We start from the raw sequence: 19,569 nt of genomic DNA, 5'->3' as shown, positions 1-19,569 counted from the left end.
AACACACAAACCATGAATTTCAGCAAACTTCTTCTTCTCCTTCTTCTTTCACTTCTTGCGGGTGCGTGTGGGGGGGATTCGGGGCAATCGGATGGTGGGGGTACGACGATCCGCGTTGCCCATTTCTGGGGGGATCAACAGGAATTGTGGAAGGAGGTGATTGCCGAATTTGAGAAGGCAAACCCGACAATCAAGGTGGAGCAGCAGGTGGTGAGCTTCACCGTCCACAAGGATAAGGTGCTGGCCGCCGCCGCTGCCGATGTTGACGCTGGCGACCTGATCTTGCTGGAAGATTGGTTCGCCCAAGAGCTTCTGGACCGCGAGTACCTTACCGATCTTCAACCCTTTGTGGACCGCGATTTGAAGCCACAGGATCTGTTCCCGATTTCGCTGGAATCGTTCCGGCGGGGGAAGTCGCTTCGGGCGTTTCCGGTGGCGATGGGGAGCTACCCGCTTTATTACAACAAGAACCTGTTCGATGCCGCCAACATCCGCTACCCAGATTCCACCTGGACTTACGACACGCTCCTCTCTGCCGCACAAAAGCTGACGGTGGATAAGGATGGCGACGGCAAGCCCGACCAATGGGGATTCCTGCTGGACAACAGCGGCGGATTCGACGGCCTGCTGTACTCACTTGGCGGCGCGGTCCTGACCGATGACCTTCAGCAAAGCGCGTTCAACCAGCCGCGCACCCTCAAGGCGTTGCAGTTCTGGGTTGATCTGGTGCAGAAGTACAAGGTCAGCCCGTCGTATGCTTCCATCCGTGGCGGGGCAAGCTCGGGAGGATCCTTGCGTCCGTTCGAGACCGGGCGGTTCGCCATGGCGATGCTTGGCTCGATGCTGACCACGTACAAGAATAACCAGTTCCAATGGGACATCGCTCTTCCGCCAAGCGGTCCTGCCGGAAGGAAGGCGTTGCGGTTTGCGGCGGCGTTCGGAATCCCCAAAAACTGCAAGCATGTGGATGCCGCATGGACCTTCCTGCGGTGGATTGTCAAGGATATGCCGGCAAAATATTCGGACCGCCTGTTCTACGGCCTTGTTCCGAACAGCCGCCGGTTGGCACTATCGCCCGAATATCTGAACGGCCAGCCAACGGTGAACCGCCGCGTGGTGATTGATATGATCGAGAACTACAGCATCAGCACGTGGCGCGCGCGGTGGTTGGAGTTCCGCGACAACGGCTTCATGCCGGAGCTTGACCTGATGGTCAACGGCGAGAAATCGGTCCCGCAAGCCGCCGCCGATGCCGACCGTAAAATCAACGAAGTGCTGCGCCGCTAAGCTCGTGAAATCCAACATGGATATACCCCCATATCAACGTTCCGGCTTCCGCCGTGCCGAGCCGTACCTGTATCTGTTTCCCGTGCTGGTTGGCGTGGTGCTGGTTACTGGCGGGGCGATTGTGGCTTCATTCCTGTTGGGCTTCACCGATTGGGATTTGGTGCGCCCGCCGGTCTGGGTTGGGCTGGCCAATTTCCGTGCGATGATTGGTTCGGAGCAGTTCTATCAGGTGCTGGGGAACACCTTCTACTTTGTGGCGATTACCGCGCCGCTGATGGTTGCTTGCTCGCTTGGCTTGGCGCTTCTGGTCAACCGGAAGCTGCGGGGCGCCACCTTCTTCCGCACCATCTATTTTTTCCCGGTCGTCACCTCGATGATTGCCGTTGCGGTGGTGTGGGGGTGGCTGTATAATCCTGAATTTGGGCTTATCAATTACGTGCTGAAGGAGTGGTTCGGGGTCCAGGGGCCGGGCTGGCTGCTAAGCACCTCGTGGGCGTTGCCGGCAATCGCGCTGATGACCGTCTGGAAAGGGGTGGGCTACAATATGCTGATCTTCCTTGCCGGGCTGCAGTCCATCCCGGACCATCTGCACGAGTCGGCACTGATTGATGGCGCGGGGGGGATGCGGCGGCTGTTCAGCATCACCCTGCCGATGCTTTCGCCAACAACCTTTTTTGTGGTGGTGATAACGCTGATCGGCTCGTTCCAACTATTCGAGCAAACCTACACGCTGACGCAAGGTGGGCCGGCCAACAGCACCCTGACGCTCAGTTATTACATCTACCAAAACGCTTTCCAATATTTCCGCATGGGCTACGCAACGGCGATGGCCTACGTGCTGTTTGCCGTCACGTTGGTTGTCACCATCATCCAATTCCGAATGCAGCGGCGGTGGGTCTATTATGGATAAAAGCATCACCGATCTCCGCACAGGACCGATGGCCAGCCGCCTTCTTTCCCCGCTTCTCTATCTGCTGCTGATTGGCATTGGAGTGGTGATGATTGGCCCGTTCCTTTGGATGATCGTCACCTCGCTCTCCTCGCCAGCGGACCTGTATCATTACCCGCCGCAGCTTCCGGAATCGTGGCATCCTGAGAATTATTCGGAGGTCTTCAGCCGGTTTCCGTTCGGGACGTTTTCCTTCAACAGCCTGAAGATTGCCTTGCTGGCATCGTTGGGGACGGTGGCCAGTGCGTCGCTGGCCGGGTACGCTTTTGCGCGGATGAATTTCCGTGGGAAAAATCTTCTTTATTGGATTATCCTTGCAACCATGATGGTCCCGTTCCAGGTGACGATGATCCCCGTTTTTTTCGTCATCAAAACGCTGGGGTTGATTAACACCCACGCCGCGCTGATCCTTCCGGCGTGGTTCGGGTTTGGGATGGGGGCGTTTGGCGTGTTCCTGCTTCGCCAGTTTTTTGCGACCGTTCCCAGGGAGATTGAGGAGGCGGCGATTATTGATGGAGCCGGGCGTTTCCGCATCTTCTGGCAAGTGATGCTCCCCCTTGCGCGTCCGGCATTGGCAACCCTTGCGGTGCTTGCGTTCATGGCCAACTGGAACGACCTTCTGGGGCCGGTGATCTACCTTTCCAGCACCGAAAAAATGACCCTGACGGTTGGCCTTGCCGCGCTGCAAGGGGGCGAGCTTACCGCACGGATTGACCTTGTGATGGCCGGTGTCGTGGTCAGCATCATCCCGATCCTGCTGCTGTTCGTGGCCGCGCAAAAATTCTTCGTGAAAGGGATTGGAGCAGGGGGGGTGAAGGGGTGAGGGAGGGCAGTTTTGTCGGACGGCGAATTGCTCGAAACCGAGGGCTAACGACTTGGTATCAACCACGCCTGAATCAAGGCGGCGACCTTTTTTGTAATCAAACAACCAATGCTCACCGAACCCGAACTTGACCTTGCGATGACCCAACCAACCGAGGCGTTGGTTCGGGAGATTTCTTCCGTTCGCTCGCCGTTGTTGGTGCTGGGGGGAAGCGGGAAGATGGGGCCATCGTTGGCCGCCATGGCGAAGCGTGCGGCGGAGTTGGCAGGGGTGGACCTTCGGGTGATTGCTGTGGCGCGGTTTTCCGACCAAGCTGCGCGGGGCTGGCTGCGGAACCATGGCGTGGAAACTGTTGCGTGCGACCTGCTGGACCCCACGCAAGTTGCCACGCTCCCCAACGCTGGCGACATCATCTACATGGCGGGCCGCAAGTTCGGAACCACCGATAACCCCGCGTTGACGTGGGCCATGAACGTCCTTCCGCCGGAGTACGTCTGCCGCCGGTTCCCCGATGCCCGGGTGGTTGCGCTCTCCACCGGGTGTGTGTATCCGCTGGTTCCGGTTGGGCAGGGGGGATCGCGTGAGGGGGATGAGCTAACGCCGATTGGCGAGTACAGCAATGCCTGCGTGGCACGCGAGCGGGTGTTTGAGTATCTGTCGGCCACGGTCGGGACCCGCGTCTGCTTGATTCGCCTGAACTACGCGCTGGACCTTCGCTACGGTGTGCTGGTGGACATTGCCACAAAGGTCCTTAACGGAGTCCCCATTGATCTCTCCATCGGCTACCTGAACGCGATCTGGCAGCGCGACGCGAACGCAATGATCCTTCGAGCATTGTCCCTTGCCCAGTCGCCCGCAGTCCCGCTGAACTTGACCGGCCCGGAGACCCTTTCGGTTCGGCAGCTTGCCGAGCGATTCGGGGAATTGCTTGGGCGCGCACCGGTTTTTGCGGGAAGCGAATCTCCAGTTGCCTTGTTGAACGATTCCAGCAACGCCCACCAGCTGCTTGGTCCCCCCGAAACCCCGATTGAGCAGGTGATAGAATGGACCGCACGCTGGCTTCAGCACAACGGACGAACGTTGGGGAAGCCAACCCATTACGAAGTGGCCGATGGAAGGTATACTCGAAATAAAGTAGTTTGCGAAAAAGGGATGATGGGGTTACGTTAGGGAAAAGATAGTAGTCATTGAATAGATAGAGGGAAGAGATGATAGAACTTACGGAGGAATTACGGACACAACTGCGGAAATTGCAGCGAATGGAGAAAGAGAAGCGTCGGTATGTGAAGATCACGACGCTGCTGATGCTTGACGGGGATTTAGCGTTGGCGAGACGGCCTTTGCGTTGGGTGTTGATAATTCGACGATATATCGGTATGCCGAAGGGTATCGAGCATCAAAGAGCTTTGAGGATTACATAGAAGACAAGTATGTGTGCTATGGTGGGAAGCTGAGCGGTGAACAGGCATCAGCTGTATCGAAGGAACTGGAGGGACATCTGCATCATACATCGAAGGAGGTAGTGGAGTTGGTGTGCGAGCGTTATGGTGTGCGATATACGGAGAGCGGGATGGTAGCATTGCTGAAGCGTCTGGGCTTTGTGTACAAGAAGACGAGTCTAGTGTATCGAAGGGGAATCGAGCGGAGCAGGAGGAATTTCTTGAACGTCTGGCGGGATTGCTTGCTGATAGGGGTGAAGGCGAGGAAGGTGGGGTAGTGTATTTCAGTGATGCGGTGCATCCTCAGCACAACACACACGGAGCAGGTACGGGTGGATCAAGTCGGGGAGTCGGTATGAAGTGCGATCGAACACGGGTCGGGAACGTGTGAACATCAACGCGGCATTGAACGCGCATGATGTGGGAGATGTGGAGGTGGTGGAAAGCGAGCGGGTGGATAGTGAATCAACGATTGAGTTGTATGCAGCCTTAGAGCGGAAGCATCCGAGTGGAAGGATCAGAGTGATTTGCGACAACGCGAGATACTATCGGAGTCGTCGTTTGCGGGAGTGGTTATCATCATCGCGAATAGAGCAGGTATTTTTGCCGAGTTACTCACCGAATTTGAATTTAATTGAGCGATTATGGAAATATATGAGGAAGAAGGTAATAGACAGGAGGTATTATGAAACGAAGGATGAATTTCGTGGAGCTATCCGAAGATTTTTCAACGATATTGAGGAGTACCGCCCAGAGTTAGAGAGACTTCTAACCCTGAATTTCCACGTGCTCTGATTTTCGCAAACCTCTTTGCAGTGAGTATATTAGCGGAGAGGGGTGGGGGGCATTCGATGCGGTTTCCACAACACGTTGTTTCTTCACCATCACCAACTCACGGTTATCCACTATCTTTCCGCCGCAATTCTTCGCGCACAGTTTTCTGCGATGGCAACAATCCTCTACTTTGGCTGGGCACGTGAGTGCGCCGGCACCGACACCGATGAACTTTGGTTCGATGAACCATTATCTCAGCAAGATTTCTGGGCCGAACTTCTCCGTTTGCGCCCCGGGTTGTTGCCGTGCCAGCAAGCATCGCGCATTGCCGTGAACCAACGCTACCTTGCCAAATCCGAAGCGATTGAACCTCACTCCGAAATCGCCATTATTCCCCCCGTGGCCGGAGGCTGACCCCGATGTTGCGATGCCATGTTACCCCGCAGCCAATTGATGCCCAGGCGGTGATTGCCGGAATGGAAGAACCCGCCGCCGGGGCCGTTGCAGCCTTTGTTGGGCTGGTTCGTTGCTCCAGCGGATCGGGGAGGGAGGGGAGCGTGGAGCGGTTGGAGTACGAGGCCTACGTCCCAATGGCCGAGCGGGTGATCCAGGAAATCCTTCTGGAGGCTGAATCCAAGTTTGGCATTCTTCATGGAGTTGTGGAGCACCGGATTGGGGTGCTTTCTGTGGGGGATGTTGCGGTTGCCGTTGCTGTGGCAACCCCGCATCGCGCCGCCGCGTTCGATGCCTGCCGCTACGTGATCGAGGAACTAAAACAACGCGCCCCAATCTGGAAACGTGAGGTTTTTCAGGATGGTGCCGAATGGGTAAACGCCCACCCCTGAGCCATGAAATATCTGCAAGCCGTTCTTCTGTTTCTGTTGCTGATCCCCCATTGGGGCTGCGTTCCGCCGCGCCAGGAAGGGGCGGCAAATGGCGGCGGGGCGAACGAGGGGGAAACGATGCGGCGGGTGTTGTGGTATCGGCTGCACGGGGCTGGCGATGTGACAACGCCGCCAATCCTTCGGATACCGGTCAACGGAAAGCGTGCCGGAATCGGAAGCGACGCGCTGACGCTGACGCTTGATCTGCAAGCACAAGCCATTCCCAACCTTAGCCTTCAGCTGGTCCACTGCGACCGGAATTGGAAGCCGACCCAGAACATTTTTGTGCAGGATGCCACCCGCCTGCAATCAAGCGATTTCACCATCTCCATTGCGCCATTTGGGGCAACCCATTACGACTACACCGCAACCATCACCTTCCCAACCGGCGGAAGCCTTTTGCGGATTGAGCATTCCGGCAACTACCTTGCCCGCGTGGTGGATTACTTCAACCCCGATAACATCCTGCTGGAAACCCGCTTCTTTGTTGTTGAGCCATCGGCGGCGATTCGGCTTTCCACCTACAGCGATTTCTACGAAACCCGCCAGGCCACCGCGCTGCAAACCGGGTTGCGAGTGAATGTGGAAACGGAGTTGGATTTCTCCCTGTTCAGCACCCAGCTTCGGGCGGTGCATCTGTACAACAGTGGCGCGTGGTTCAGCCCCATGGTGGCCAACGTTGGGGATCAGTTCGATTCGCTGGAACGGGGGACGTACTGGGCGCGCTGGAACTCCGCATTTGGGACCAAAGCGGTGATTGAGTTCGGAAATATCCCCGCCGGAAACGAGCATCGGTTGTTGGATTTAACGGACCTTTCTTACTATCCATCCACCGGCGGGCTGATCTCGACCCCGCTAAGCGACCAGCCCCGCCAGTGGCCAAACACCGTGGACCACAACGGAACGGCCCCGGAACGGTACGTGGGGGATATTGATAACGATTACCTCTATTTCCAATTCCGGTTGGACCTGTTTGGGCAGAAGGCGAAGGAGGATATTTGCGTTGTTGGGACCTTCAACAACTGGCTTCCAACCCGCAACTGGCGGATGTTTTACGATGAAAAAACCGGCTACTATCTTGCGCGTGGCCTGATAAAACGCGCCTTCCACGAATACCAGTACGTTGCCGGAACCTGGGATGAAGATGCCGGAATCCTCCGCTATCCCGACGCAACGTTGCTGGAGGGGAACTCGCGCCAGGCCTCGCAGCTTTTCTACGCCTTCGTCTATTACTCCGAAACCACCAGCGGCGGCTACGACCGAATTGTCGGCGTGGGGGCGGTGGTGAGTTGATGAAAATATCCGCCCGGGTAGCGGCCCCGACCTCCGTCGGGATTGATAACAGGTCTTTAGCCTGCCATGGATGCCCGGTAGCGGCCCCGACCTCCGTCGGGATTGATAACAGGTCTTTAGCCTGCCCAGAGGCCGAAGGCTGAAGATGACGCCGAAGGCTAAAGACCTTCGGCTACCTTGTTTCGAGGATAACGCCGGGGTAGCGGCCCCGACCTCCGTCGGGATTGATAACAGGTCTTTAGCCTGCCCAGAGGCCGAAGGCTGAAGATGACGCCGAAGGCTAAAGACCTTCGGCTACCTTGTTTCGAGGATAACGCCGGGGTAGCGGCAGGTCTTTAGCCTGCCGAGTGATGACACCGAAGGATGACGCCGAAGGCTAAAGACCTTCGGCTACCTTGTTTCGAGGATAACGCCCGGGTAGCGGCCCCGACCTCCGTCGGGACCCAGTGATGACGCCGAAGGCTAAAGACCTTCGGCTACCTCGTTTCGAGGATAACGCTCACATTTCACATTCAATCATCCATGACAACTCTGCGCACTGGCGTTATTGGTGTTGGGCATCTTGGGGCAATCCATGCTCGGCTTTGGAAAGGGGTCCAGAACGGACACCTTGTTGGCGTGTTCGATCCCGACACCGAACGGGCGCGGGCCATTGCCGCCGAGCATCAAGTGGAGTGCTTCGCCTCCATTGAGGAACTTCTTGGCCACGTTGATGCCGTCAGCATCGTTGCGCCAACATCGGACCATGCGCGCATTGCCCATGCGGCCATTGATGCCGGCGTGCATTGCTTCATCGAGAAGCCGATCACCGCAGAATTTGCCGAGGCCGTTGCGGTGATTGACCACGCCAACCAAGCCGGCATCACCCTGCAAGTTGGCCATGTGGAACGCTTCAACCCGGCGTTCCTGGCCCTTGCTGGATACCCGCTGGAGCCAATGTTTATCGAGTCGCACAGGCTGGCGCAGTTCAAGCCGCGGGCCACCGATGTTGCTGTGGTTCTTGACCTGATGATCCACGACATTGACCTGATTCTCCACATCGTGAAAAGCCCCGTCACCGAGGTTCGCGCAAGCGGCGTGGCGGTTGTCACCTCCACGATTGACATTGCCAACGCGCGGTTGGAGTTCGCCAACGGCTGCGTTGCCAACATCACCGCCAGCCGGATTTCGCAACGCCCGATGCGGAAGCTGCGGATGTTCCAACGCGATTCCTACATCTCGCTGGACTTCGCCAAACCTTCCGTGGAAATCTTCCGCATTGCCGACGGCTCCGCTGCCGACATCGCCACCGGCGGGGCGTTGCCGTTGGGCCAGCTTGAGTTAGGCGAAAGCAGCAAAACGATCCTGTTCGACCAACCCACCATGCCGCAAGTGAACGCCATCCAGATGGAGCTTCAGACCTTCACCGATGCTATCCTTCACGGCGGCGCGCCAGCCGTAACCGCTGCCGATGGGGCCGAGGCCTTGCGCATCGCCGAACTGATTATCAACACCATCGAAGGGAAGTAACCACGCAGTGAAGAAGGCCACCATTTCCAACCCGGTTATCCAACAACTTTCCCGCATTGCCGAACGCCACGGCAAGGATATCTACCTTGTTGGCGGATACGTTCGCGACCTGCTGCTGGGAAACCCCGGGCACGACATTGACATCACCATTGAAGGAAGCGGGGTGGAGTTTGCCGAGCTTGTTGCGCGTGAGCTTCGGGTGAAGCCGATCATCTTCGAAAGGTTCGGGACGGCGATGGTGATGATTGGGGAGACGCAGATTGAGTTTGTTGGAACCCGGAAGGAGGAGTATCTGCCCGACTCCCGCAAGCCGATCGTCACCGAAGGGACACTGCTGGATGACCTTCGCCGCCGCGACTTCACGGTGAACGCCATGGCGATTCGGGTGAACGGCGGCGCGACCGGCGAAATCATTGACCATTTTGACGGGCTTGGGGACCTTGAACGGAAACTTCTGCGAACCCCGTTGGACCCCGTAATCACCTACAGCGACGACCCGTTGCGGATGATGCGTGCGGCGCGATTTGCCGCGCAACTTCAGTTCCAACTGGACCCCGAATCGTACGACGCAATCGGCCAGATGCGGGACCGGATCGGAATCGTCTCGCAAGAACGAATCACCACCGAGTTCCTGAAACTGCTGCAAGCCAGCCAGCCCAGCGTTGGCCTGGCGATTCTTCTGAAGACAGGGCTGCTGGAGCTTGTGTTCCCCGAGGTTCACCGGCTGGAGGGGGTGGACCTGATGAACGTTGGCGGAATTCGCTACGCCCACAAAAATGTTTTTTGGCACACGCTGAAAGTGGTGGATAACACCGCCGCCGTTAGCGATAACCTCTACCTCCGCTTTGCCGCGCTGATGCACGACGTTGCCAAGCCAAAAACCAAAAAATTCCGGGAAGGGATTGGATGGAGTTTCCACGGCCACGAAGAAGTTGGGGCGCGTTGGCAGGAGCGGATCTTCCGCCGGATGCGGCTGCCGATGAAGCAGAAGGAGTATGTGGAGAAACTGGTGCGGCTGCATCACCGCCCAATGGCACTGGTGGATGAAGGCGTTACCGACTCCGCCATTCGCCGGCTGATTGTTGACGCGGGGGAGGACCTGGACGATCTGTTCATCCTTTGCCGTGCCGACATCACCAGCAAGGACCCGCAGCGGGTGAAGAAGTACCTGCGGAATTACGACGTGGTGATTGAGCGAATCCAAGACGTGCGCGAAAAGGATCGCCTGCGGGCGTTTCAGTCGCCGGTGCGGGGCCAGGAGATCATGGAGATTTGCGGCATTGGGCCATCGAAGATGGTGGGCATTCTAAAAACGGCGATCGAGGAGGCAATCCTTGAGGGCCGCATCCCGAACGAGTACGACGCTGCGTTGGCGTACCTGCTGGCAATCAAGGATCAGGCAATGAGCGGCAGTGCTACGGGAAGCTGATATTCAGCGTTAAAAACAGCCCGCCGAAATCGGTGATCGGCTCATTCTTCAGGCTTTCAATTCCGGGGCTGATCGGGATGATGTAGTAGCGGAGGTTTGCACCAATCACCGGGTCCCCCTCGCCAAAATCGGCACCGACCCCCACAAAGCCTCCTGCGGTTAGGTGCGCCGTCGCGTGGCCGAAGCTGCTGAAAAAGGAGTACTCGTACGGCAATGCCAGCACCAAACTTGGGCCGACCCCGGCGTTCAGGAATGGGCGGAACTCATCCGACAACCGCTCGGCAAACAGCCGTTGCCGAACGCCGATCATCAGCGGGAAGGTATAAAGGCGGTTGACCTTGTTCGGCACGCGGTACTCGTATCCATTCCACTCATCCAACTCATCTTTTGTCCGCGACCCCGTCACCCCAAGGTTGGCAAACAGGGAAAGGGTTGCCCCCAGCTTCCGTTGGTAAAACGCACCGCCACCAAAGCCGCTGTTGCTGAACAGCACATCAATGCCGAACAGGTCCTCAACCTCGGTGGATTTCCGCATGGTATCAATCAGCGGAGCAACCGGGGTGAAGATGAAAAGGGTATCGGGCGGGGCCGGCTGGGTGGGGAATTGCGGGAAAGGGGGAGCGGTGGGGGGCGATGCAGGGGGAACCTCGCCAGTAACTTGGGCAACAGCCGAAGCAGCGACCATCAGCATGGCCGCGATTGCAAGGATAGATATGGCGCACGTACGCTTCATGCTTCAACAATGATGGTTGCAGCATACCGCAGAAGCAACCTGTTCCGCAAGCCAAAAAACCGAGCCAAAGGAAATGTTACGCCACCCACGTCACACTGGGCCCCGACGGAGGTCGGGGCCGCTACCGTGACTGGGCAGGCTAAAGACCTGCCGCTACCCGGGCGGAATCGTCGGAACGGGGTAGCCGTCCCGACATTCGTCGGGATTGATAAAAGGTCTTTAGCCTTCGGCGTTATCTGGGCCCCGACGGAGGTCGGAGCCGCTACCGTGACTGGGGCCCGACTACATCGGGGCCGCTACCGTTCGCGATGCGGCCACGCGGTCAAGGTGCCAGCAGGCGACGTAGTGGTGCCCGGTGGTTTCCGCGCCAACAGCAACTCCAACATCAATCAGCGGCGGTTCTTCGGCCCAGCATTTCTGGTCGGCAAAGCTGCAACGGGTGCAGAAGTGGCATCCCTTCGGATAGCTTGTGGCTGCTGGAACGGTCCCTTCAATCGTGTTCAACCGGGTGTGATGTTCGCCCATTCGGGGGATCGAGTCAAGCAGCCCAATGGTGTACGGGTGCTTCGGGTTGTGGAAGATTTCATCCACCAAGGAGTATTCAACGATTTTCCCGCCATACATCACCGCCACGCGGTCGCTTACTTCGGCAATCACCCCAAGGTCGTGCGTAATCATCACCACCCCCATTCCTAACTCCTTTTGGAGCTTGTTGATAAGCTCCAAAATTTGGGCTTGCACCGTCACATCCAGCGCGGTTGTTGGCTCGTCGGCAATCAGCAGTTGGGGGTTGCAGCTTAGGGCCATTGCAATCATCACCCGCTGGCGCATCCCGCCGGAAAGTTGGTGGGGGTACTCGCCGTAGCGTTGCTCCGGTGCCGGAATTCCCACCAGCCGCAGCATCTCAATCGAGCGGTTTTTCGCTTCGGCCTTCGAGACTTTTTGGTGAAGGATCACCGCCTCATCAATCTGGTGGCCGATGGTGAAGACCGGGTTCAGCGAGGTCATCGGCTCCTGGAAGATCATCGAGATTTCATTTCCACGGATTTCCCGCATCTCTTCTTCGGTCAGCTTCAGAAGGTCGCGCCCGTTGAAGAGAATCTCTCCACCTTCAATTTTTCCTGGGGGCATCGGTATCAGCCGCATCACGCTAAGCGCGGTGACGGATTTGCCGCACCCCGATTCCCCAACCACCCCTAAGGTTTCGCCACGGTCAACTTCGTAGCTAACTCCATCCACCGATTTTGCAATCCCGTCGTCGGTATGGAAGAAGGTCTGAAGGCCCTTGATTTCAAGAAGTTTGGACATGATGATTTGGAATTCCGAGTGAGTATGTGTGCTGCTGCTGAATGAACTTGGCTGCGGAAACCGGGCGCGCCGGCCGTTTTTTTTAGACTTTCATTTTCGCGTCCAACGCGTCGCGCAGCCCGTCGCCGAAGACGTTGATGGCAAACACCGCCAGGGCAATGGCAATCGAGGGGTACAGCGTCAGCCCCGGAAGCTGGCCGGCTTGCAGAAACCCAATGCCGTCGTAGATCATCTGCCCCCAGGTGGCTGTTGGAAGCTCGATTCCGTGGCCCACAAAACTAAGGCTTGCTTCGGCGATAATCGCGCTGGCAAACCCAGCGGTGGCAACAACGATAATCGGGCCAAGCGCGTTCGGAAGAATATGGCGGAAGATCGTCCGCGTGGGTCCAAAACCAACGGCGCGGGTCGCCTCCACATACTCCGTCTCCCGAAGCGAAAAGAACTGGCCGCGGACAATCCGGCAGGTATCCACCCAGCTTGTTAGGCCGATTGCAAGGAACGTTTGCCACGCCCCCCGCCCAATCCAATCGGAAAGGGGGATGATGCTATCGAACACATCAATGAACTCCTTCAGCGTTAGCGAGAAGACCAGCACCAGCAGGATAAACGGGAAGCTCCAGATCACGTTGGTGAACCACATGATAACCGCATCCACCGTCCCGCGGAAATACCCCGCCAACGCCCCCAACAACACCCCGATCAGGATTGCAATAATCTCCGCAAACAACGCCACCGCCAGCGAGACCCGCGCCCCGTAGAGTAACCGGCTAAGAACGTCGCGGCCAAAGCGGTCGGTCCCGAGCAGGAACGTTGGCGTTTGGTGCCATTCCGATTCGTCGGCAGCAATCAGCTGCTTGCGGCTGACGGAGTCGCGGGACCCGCCGGCGCGAACAAAGCTGATAAACTCCGGCCCCGGCGTGTACGATTCAATCGGGATATACTCATCGGGGTAGGTTCCCCCTTCGGTTTTTACGATCAGGATATTCCCAACAAAGCCGCTTGGTTTGCGGGCATACTCCAGTATCTGCCGGTTCGGGTTCATTGGGGCAATCAGCCACGCAAACCCGGCGCACAGGAACAGCAGGATCATAATCCCCAAGCCAAGCATCGCCAGCTTGTTCCGTTTCAATCGCCGCCAGCTGTACCACCAAAGGGAGTGGACTTGCGTTTCGGGCATTGCTTGCTGGTTCCCCGAAGGTTCCGTCTGGTTGGGCTTCATGGAAGTTGTTGGGTTCATCATTCAGGTTGCGCGCGCGGGTTACGACAAGCGGACTTTGGGGTCAAGGATGGAGTAAAGGATGTCAACAAGGAAGTTGACCACCACGAAGACCACCGCGGTGAACAGGACCACCCCTTGAATCACCGGGTAATCCAACTGAAGCACCGCATCGAACCCCAGCATCCCAATCCCGGGCCACGCAAAAACTTTTTCGATGAAGAAGGTTCCGGCAATCGTGCTGGCAAGCCAAGCCGAGACGGTGGTGATAACAGGGTTCAGCGCGTTCCGCAGCGCGTGCTTGATAACCGTTGCCCCAACCGGCAGCCCTTTTGCGCGTGCGGTGCGGATGTAATCTTGGCTTAGAACATCCAACATGGAGCTACGGGTGATGCGGGCAATGATGGAAAGGGGGCGTGCGGCCAGCGCGGCCATGGGAAGCAGCAGATATTTCAGGTTTGTGCCCCCATCCTTGGTGATGTAGCCGCTGGCCGGAAGTATATTCAGCCAGTTGCTAAACACCAGAATCAGCACGGCCCCCAGCACAAACACCGGAACGGAAATCCCAAGAATTGCCGTCACCCGGCTGGCTCCATCGAAGAAGGTGTACGGCCTCCAGGCGGAATAGACCCCAATGGCCACCCCAAACAGCGTGGCCAACAGAAGCGAGGGAACCGCCAGCACCAAACTTTTCGGGAACCGCTCCAGGATTGACTCGATCACCGGGCGGTTGAACGCAAAGCTCCGCCCCAAATCGCCGGTGGCGGCGCGCCCCAAAAAGTCAATGTACTGGGTTGGGAAGATCGGTTCATCAAGTTTTAATTGCTTCCGAAGCGCGGCGATGGATTGCGCATCGGCACGTTGGCCAAGCATCAATCGGGCGGGGTCGCCGGGAAGCACGCGGATGATGACAAACGTCACCGTCATCACGCCCCAGATAATCAGGAGCGAGTAGAAGAACTGCCGAATTGTGAACGTCAGCATGAAGTGTTGGCTGGAATGCCGCTTGGAAGAACGGGGAGTTCAGAGATCGGGGCAATCGTTTTGATGATTCCCCTTTTTTCAAATTTCTGAACCGCCGAAGATAGGGAACAGAGGCCGCACGCCGCAAGCATCCAGCCCAAAGAAGTTCAGATTCTTTTCGGGACCAACCCAAGCGCCAGAACCCAGTGAAGCGAATAGCAATTATCGGATCGGGAATCGGGGGATTAACAGCCGGCATCTTGCTTGCCCAGCAAGGCCACTCCGTCACCATCCTTGAGAAAAATCCTGTGCCCGGGGGAAAGGTCGCCAGCTTCCGCCACGACGGCTTCACGTTCGATCTTGGCCCAACGCTTATCACACTGCTGGATGAGATGGAGCGGATTGTTCCGGCGTTGACCCAGATGGTGAGGTTCCTTCCGGTGGATCCGTCGTGCAAGTATTTCTGGAGCGACGGAACGGCCTACTCCACCTTCGCCGATCCCCAAAAAAGTGCGGCGGAAACCGAACGGGTTTTCCCGGAAGATTCCGGCGCGGTGGAGCAGTTCCTTCGCGACACCGGGGAAATCTACCGGAAGACGAAAGCCCTTTTTCTGCTGAAGCCGTTCGGCCCTGCCCAGCTGGCGAACATCGGCAACGCGCCGATGCTGCCGGCAATGCTTCGCATCCATCCGCTTGGCACCATGGCTGCGGAGCTTCGCCGCCGGTTCCGCTCGCCAAAACTGCGGCAACTCTTCGGGCGGTTTGCCACCTACAACGGTTCCTCCCCTTACCGCGCCCCTTCCATGCTGAACGTGATTGCCAGCGTGGAGCTTCGGATGGGAGCGTGGTATCCGGCCGGGGGGGTGGGGGCGATTGGGACCGCGCTGGCGAAGATTGCCGCAAGCCACGGGGTGGCAATCCACACCGATACCGAGGCGACCGGGCTGCTCCGCAGCGGCCAAGCGATTGTTGGAGTTCAAGCCTGCGGGGTTCGGACCGGCAACCTCACTTTGGAAGCCGATGCCGTGGTCAGCAACGGCGATGCACGCTGGACCCACCAGCGGCTGCTTGCTCCGGTTGGGGTTCCCACGCCGCGGGGGTTGCTGAAAGCGGAACGTTCCTGCTCGGGATATTTGCTGCTGGCGGCGGTGCGTGCCGGCCGGTTGGGGCTGGCCCACCACAACGTCTTTTTCAGCGATGACTACCCGGCGGAGTTCGCCGATATTTTTGAGCGGCGGCAGCTGCCACGGGGGATGACCATCTACCTTTCCATCTCCGCCTTCACCGACCCCCAACTTGCGCCGGAAGGGTGGGAGAATTGGTATATCCTGATAAACGCCCCGGCCAGCGGAATTGACCACGACAACCCTGAGGTCCAAGCCCGGTATGCCCAGGCCGTGTGGGAGCGGCTGGAGCGCGGGTTCGGCATCAAACCGGAAATTGCGTGGCAGGTCATCATGCCGGCACGAAGCATCGAGCAGCGGTATCACAGTTTGGACGGGGCCATTTATGGAACGTCGTCAAATTCTCTTCAATCGGCATTTCTTCGCCCGGACCACAAGGTGCGTGGCCTGAAGAATTTCTATCTTGCCGGAGGAAGCACTCACCCGGGCGGAGGGGTTCCGCTGGCGATGCTGAGCGGGAACATGGTGGCGGAGTATTTGAGGAATGGGGTGTGAAAAACCAACGCTCGCTTTCCCCGCTTGATGCAGCGGGAAGAAGAATGGGAAGGATCGAAAACGCCGAATAGAATCAACCAACTTCAACAGGAATAACACGCATGAGATTGAACAAAAAATTTGCCGGAGTGGCTGCCACGGCATTGATGATGGCAGCAATGCTTGGCGGATGCAAGGCATTGAAGGACGTAACCAGCGCGCTGACAGATCTGAAAAAACTGCAATTCAAGCTGGAGAACGTCAACAGTTTCAGATTAGCCGGGGTTGACGTTAGCAAGGCCTCGAATCCAAGCAGCATCAGCACAATGGAGATGATCAGTTTGGGATCGGCATTCGCGCAGAAGAAAATGCCAGTTGAGTTCACGTTGAACGTTGCCGCACGCAATCCCAACGATGGGTCGGCATCTGGGGGGCGGAGCACGCCGCTCTATTTACGGAAATTAGGGTGGACCTTGTTGATTGACGACCGCACCACCATCAGCGGCGTTGTTGACAAGCGGTTGGAGATTCCGGCAACCGGGCAAAGCACGATGATCCCAATCACCGTGGGGTTGGACCTCTATCAATTCTTCGGCGATAAAGGCTTGAATGATATGATCAATTTGGCGCTGGCCATTGGCGGCGCGCAAGGCTCAAGCTCGCGCCTGAAGCTGACGGCAAAAGTCAGCGTGGAAACGCCGATCGGCTTGGTGGATTACCCCGGCGACATCACCATCGTGGACCAGCAGTTTACGAATCCGTAGAAGAGAGGTGGGGGGGGGAGATGTAAAAATGGCCTGAACGCTGTATCAGCATTCAGGCCATTTTTTTTACGTGCCGTACGGGCAGTTATTTCATCACCATCAATCGTTCATTTCCTATGATTGTGCCGTCCAAAATCGCTCGAACAAAAAACACGCCTGAAGGCAATTGTTGTTGAAGCGAATACCGAACCTCCTTCTCCGCGACAACGCCAAAATCCTTTACCCATACCGCTGCACCCGTAGCATCAACAACCTCAAGGTGAAGGTGCCCAGATTTCGGTAGAAGCGTGGTAATGGTTGGCTTCTCGTTTCCGATAATGGAAGGGGTAATAGAAATGGCGCACGCCGCTTCTGTAGAAATAGTTGGGGTGCTGGAAGCGGTAGGTATCCAGCGCAAAACTTGGAAATTGGTGATTGTGGCATACGCAGTGCGTGGTGATGGAAATTCCATTGCTATAATATGGCAGATGCTATGGGTGTCCAACGGGACAGGTTGTTGTTCCCAAGTTTTTCCACCATCATACGTACGCAGAATTTTTCCTTGTCCACCAACAGCAATTCCATTTAGGCGATCAAGAAATCGTATGTCGCGTAACCCGCCAGCAGGATCACGCCATTTACTTTCCACAGGAGCCCATGTGCGCCCGCCATCGGTTGTATAGGTATATAAATCAAGAGCACGATCACCTTCCCCCGTTCTTTTATATCCGACAGAATAACCGTGTTGAAAATCTATAAAAAACAGATTGGGAACCCAGTATAGGACTGGAGCATCATTATAATCCCATGTTACTCCGCCATCAGTAGAGCGAAGAATTACACCTTTGTTAGTCCACACCATTGATAAAATAATAGTGTCAGGATGAACAACAGATAATCTCTCTACATAGACACCTTTGACTGAATCAGGAAGCAATACTTGATTCCATGACTCACCACCATTAGTTGTCTTGAACAGCCATCGCGGAGGTCCCGAAATATACCCATATGTTTCATCAAACATTTTTATTTCAAATCCTAATCCACGATCAACAGGAAGTCTAAACTCTTTCCATGTATAACCTCCGTCGGTGGAACGATAACCAACACCAGTATCTGCAATGCCAATAATCAGGTCCCGAGTGGGGTGAGCAATAGACTTTATTCGTCGAAAATCATGGTAATCAGGATAGGGGGTCATTTTATCAATAAGAGTATTCCTCCAAGTTTTTCCACCATCGGTAGTAACCCGAACAAATCCTGCCCACCAGCCTGAATCGCACGTGGTAACGCAATGCTCGTCGTCGGCGCAGGAAATGGCCATATATACTCACTGCAAAGAGGTTTGCGAAAATCAGAGCACGTGGAAATTCAGGGTTAGAAGTCTCTCTAACTCTGGGCGGTACTCCTCAATATCGTTGAAAAATCTTCGGATAGCTCCACGAAATTCATCCTTCGTTTCATAATACCTCCTGTCTATTACCTTCTTCCTCATGTATTTCCATAATCGCTCAATTAAATTCAAATTCGGTGAGTAACTCGGCAAAAATACCTGCTCTATTCGCGATGATGATAACCACTCCCGCAAACGACGACTCCGATAGTATCTCGCGTTGTCGCAAATCACTCTGATCCTTCCACTCGGATGCTTCCGCTCTAAGGCTGCATACAACTCAATCGTTGATTCACTATCCACCCGCTCGCTTTCCACCACCTCCACATCTCCCACATCATGCGCGTTCAATGCCGCGTTGATGTTCACACGTTCCCGACCCGTGTTCGATCGCACTTCATACCGACTCCCCGACTTGATCCACCCGTAACTGCTCCGTGTGTTGTGCTGAGGATGCACCGCATCACTGAAATACACTACCCCACCTTCCTCGCCTTCACCCCTATCAGCAAGCAATCCCGCCAGACGTTCAAGAAATTCCTCCTGCTCCGCTCGATTCCCCTTCGATACCACCAGACTCGTCTTCTTGTACACAAAGCCCAGACGCTTCAGCAATGCTACCATCCCGCTCTCCGTATATCGCACACCATAACGCTCGCACACCAACTCCACTACCTCCTTCGATGTATGATGCAGATGTCCCTCCAGTTCCTTCGATACAGCTGATGCCTGTTCACCGCTCAGCTTCCCACCATAGCACACATACTTGTCTTCTATGTAATCCTCAAAGCTCTTTGATGCTCGATACCCTTCGGCATACCGATATATCGTCGAATTATCAACACCCAACGCAAAGGCCGTCTCGCCAACGCTAAATCCCCCGTCAAGCATCAGCAGCGTCGTGATCTTCACATACCGACGCTTCTCTTTCTCCATTCGCTGCAATTTCCGCAGTTGTGTCCGTAATTCCTCCGTAAGTTCTATCATCTCTTCCCTCTATCTATTCAATGACTACTATCTTTTCCCTAACGTAACCCCATCATCCCTTTTTCGCAAACTACTTTATTTCGAGTATATTTTACTGTTGGTAGAGTATCCACTTGCACCCATTTCCCTTGTTGCTGGGAGTATAAAGGGATAATTGTCACCATAACTATCCCAAGTATTC

19 protein-coding genes are annotated in these 19,569 nt (G+C 56.2%); 13 read left to right on the top strand and 6 right to left on the bottom strand.

What is annotated here, in order from left to right:
- Nucleotides 1-12 precede the first annotated feature (12 nt).
- The 11 genes from IPM61_14385 (at nucleotide 13) to IPM61_14335 (ending at nucleotide 10,387) form a co-directional block, all read left to right on the top strand.
- Nucleotides 13-1,287, top strand: coding sequence for a sugar ABC transporter substrate-binding protein (locus IPM61_14385; protein ID MBK8912503.1), 1,275 nt, complete (start codon nucleotides 13-15; stop codon nucleotides 1,285-1,287).
- Nucleotides 1,288-1,303: 16 nt separating this feature from the next.
- The gene (locus IPM61_14380; GenBank protein MBK8912502.1) at nucleotides 1,304-2,197 is read left to right on the top strand and encodes a sugar ABC transporter permease; all 894 of its coding nucleotides are present in this window, start codon (nucleotides 1,304-1,306) and stop codon (nucleotides 2,195-2,197) included.
- A 28-nt stretch (nucleotides 2,198-2,225) separates the two neighbouring features.
- Complete coding sequence (locus IPM61_14375; protein MBK8912501.1) at nucleotides 2,226-3,059, top strand: carbohydrate ABC transporter permease; 834 nt, start codon at nucleotides 2,226-2,228, stop codon at nucleotides 3,057-3,059.
- A gap of 108 nt (nucleotides 3,060-3,167) precedes the next feature.
- Entirely contained in the window at nucleotides 3,168-4,229 is a 1,062-nt protein-coding gene (locus tag IPM61_14370) for an NAD(P)-dependent oxidoreductase (GenBank protein MBK8912500.1), read from the top strand.
- 175 nt (nucleotides 4,230-4,404) lie between these two features.
- Nucleotides 4,405-4,776, top strand: a complete 372-nt coding sequence (locus tag IPM61_14365) for a winged helix-turn-helix domain-containing protein (protein MBK8912499.1) — start codon at nucleotides 4,405-4,407, stop codon at nucleotides 4,774-4,776.
- A gap of 58 nt (nucleotides 4,777-4,834) precedes the next feature.
- Nucleotides 4,835-5,293: an IS630 family transposase gene (locus IPM61_14360; protein ID MBK8912498.1), complete on the top strand. Its 459-nt coding sequence runs from the start codon at nucleotides 4,835-4,837 to the stop codon at nucleotides 5,291-5,293.
- A 150-nt stretch (nucleotides 5,294-5,443) separates the two neighbouring features.
- Nucleotides 5,444-5,686, top strand: coding sequence for a MoaD/ThiS family protein (locus IPM61_14355; protein MBK8912497.1), 243 nt, complete (start codon nucleotides 5,444-5,446; stop codon nucleotides 5,684-5,686).
- A 5-nt stretch (nucleotides 5,687-5,691) separates the two neighbouring features.
- The gene (locus IPM61_14350; GenBank protein ID MBK8912496.1) at nucleotides 5,692-6,117 is read left to right on the top strand and encodes a molybdenum cofactor biosynthesis protein MoaE; all 426 of its coding nucleotides are present in this window, start codon (nucleotides 5,692-5,694) and stop codon (nucleotides 6,115-6,117) included.
- Nucleotides 6,118-6,120: 3 nt separating this feature from the next.
- Nucleotides 6,121-7,449, top strand: coding sequence for a DUF5103 domain-containing protein (locus IPM61_14345; GenBank protein ID MBK8912495.1), 1,329 nt, complete (start codon nucleotides 6,121-6,123; stop codon nucleotides 7,447-7,449).
- Nucleotides 7,450-7,971: 522 nt separating this feature from the next.
- Nucleotides 7,972-8,958, top strand: coding sequence for a Gfo/Idh/MocA family oxidoreductase (locus tag IPM61_14340; GenBank protein MBK8912494.1), 987 nt, complete (start codon nucleotides 7,972-7,974; stop codon nucleotides 8,956-8,958).
- 7 nt (nucleotides 8,959-8,965) lie between these two features.
- The gene (locus tag IPM61_14335; protein ID MBK8912493.1) at nucleotides 8,966-10,387 is read left to right on the top strand and encodes an HD domain-containing protein; all 1,422 of its coding nucleotides are present in this window, start codon (nucleotides 8,966-8,968) and stop codon (nucleotides 10,385-10,387) included.
- On the opposite strand, the gene IPM61_14330 is transcribed toward IPM61_14335, so the two are convergent.
- The 4 genes from IPM61_14330 to IPM61_14315 form a co-directional block, all read right to left on the bottom strand.
- Nucleotides 10,374-11,120 carry a hypothetical protein gene (locus tag IPM61_14330; protein MBK8912492.1) on the bottom strand — a complete coding sequence of 249 codons (747 nt, stop codon included), beginning with the start codon at nucleotides 11,118-11,120 and terminating at the stop codon, nucleotides 10,374-10,376. The two genes, IPM61_14335 and IPM61_14330, sit on opposite strands and share 14 nt — an antisense overlap.
- A 282-nt stretch (nucleotides 11,121-11,402) precedes the next feature.
- Nucleotides 11,403-12,428 carry an ABC transporter ATP-binding protein gene (locus IPM61_14325; GenBank protein ID MBK8912491.1) on the bottom strand — a complete coding sequence of 342 codons (1,026 nt, stop codon included), beginning with the start codon at nucleotides 12,426-12,428 and terminating at the stop codon, nucleotides 11,403-11,405.
- Between the two features lie 82 nt (nucleotides 12,429-12,510).
- Nucleotides 12,511-13,647, bottom strand: a complete 1,137-nt coding sequence (locus IPM61_14320) for an ABC transporter permease (GenBank protein ID MBK8912490.1) — start codon at nucleotides 13,645-13,647, stop codon at nucleotides 12,511-12,513.
- Nucleotides 13,648-13,686: 39 nt separating this feature from the next.
- Nucleotides 13,687-14,628: an ABC transporter permease gene (locus IPM61_14315; GenBank protein ID MBK8912489.1), complete on the bottom strand. Its 942-nt coding sequence runs from the start codon at nucleotides 14,626-14,628 to the stop codon at nucleotides 13,687-13,689.
- Between the two features lie 185 nt (nucleotides 14,629-14,813).
- Here IPM61_14315 and crtI point away from each other — a divergent pair, with 185 nt between their 5' ends.
- Together crtI and IPM61_14305 are read left to right on the top strand one after the other, a co-directional pair.
- A complete protein-coding gene (gene crtI, locus IPM61_14310; GenBank protein ID MBK8912488.1) occupies nucleotides 14,814-16,286 on the top strand; it encodes a phytoene desaturase in 1,473 nt (490 codons plus the stop codon).
- Between the two features lie 101 nt (nucleotides 16,287-16,387).
- Complete coding sequence (locus IPM61_14305; protein MBK8912487.1) at nucleotides 16,388-17,029, top strand: LEA type 2 family protein; 642 nt, start codon at nucleotides 16,388-16,390, stop codon at nucleotides 17,027-17,029.
- Between the two features lie 85 nt (nucleotides 17,030-17,114).
- On the opposite strand, the gene IPM61_14300 is transcribed toward IPM61_14305, so the two are convergent.
- Nucleotides 17,115-18,332 (bottom strand): hypothetical protein, encoded by a 1,218-nt coding sequence (locus tag IPM61_14300; GenBank protein ID MBK8912486.1) that lies wholly within the window; start codon nucleotides 18,330-18,332, stop codon nucleotides 17,115-17,117.
- Nucleotides 18,333-18,362: 30 nt separating this feature from the next.
- Nucleotides 18,363-19,388, bottom strand: coding sequence for an IS630 family transposase (locus IPM61_14295; protein ID MBK8912485.1), 1,026 nt, complete (start codon nucleotides 19,386-19,388; stop codon nucleotides 18,363-18,365).
- Between the last annotated feature and the right edge of the window lie 181 nt (nucleotides 19,389-19,569).

This window comes from Chlorobiota bacterium, assembly GCA_016710285.1.
Lineage (GTDB): Bacteria > Bacteroidota > Ignavibacteria > OLB7 > OLB7 > OLB7.
Note: the sequence above shows the minus strand (reverse complement) of the source record. Positions and strands in the feature narration are given on the sequence as shown.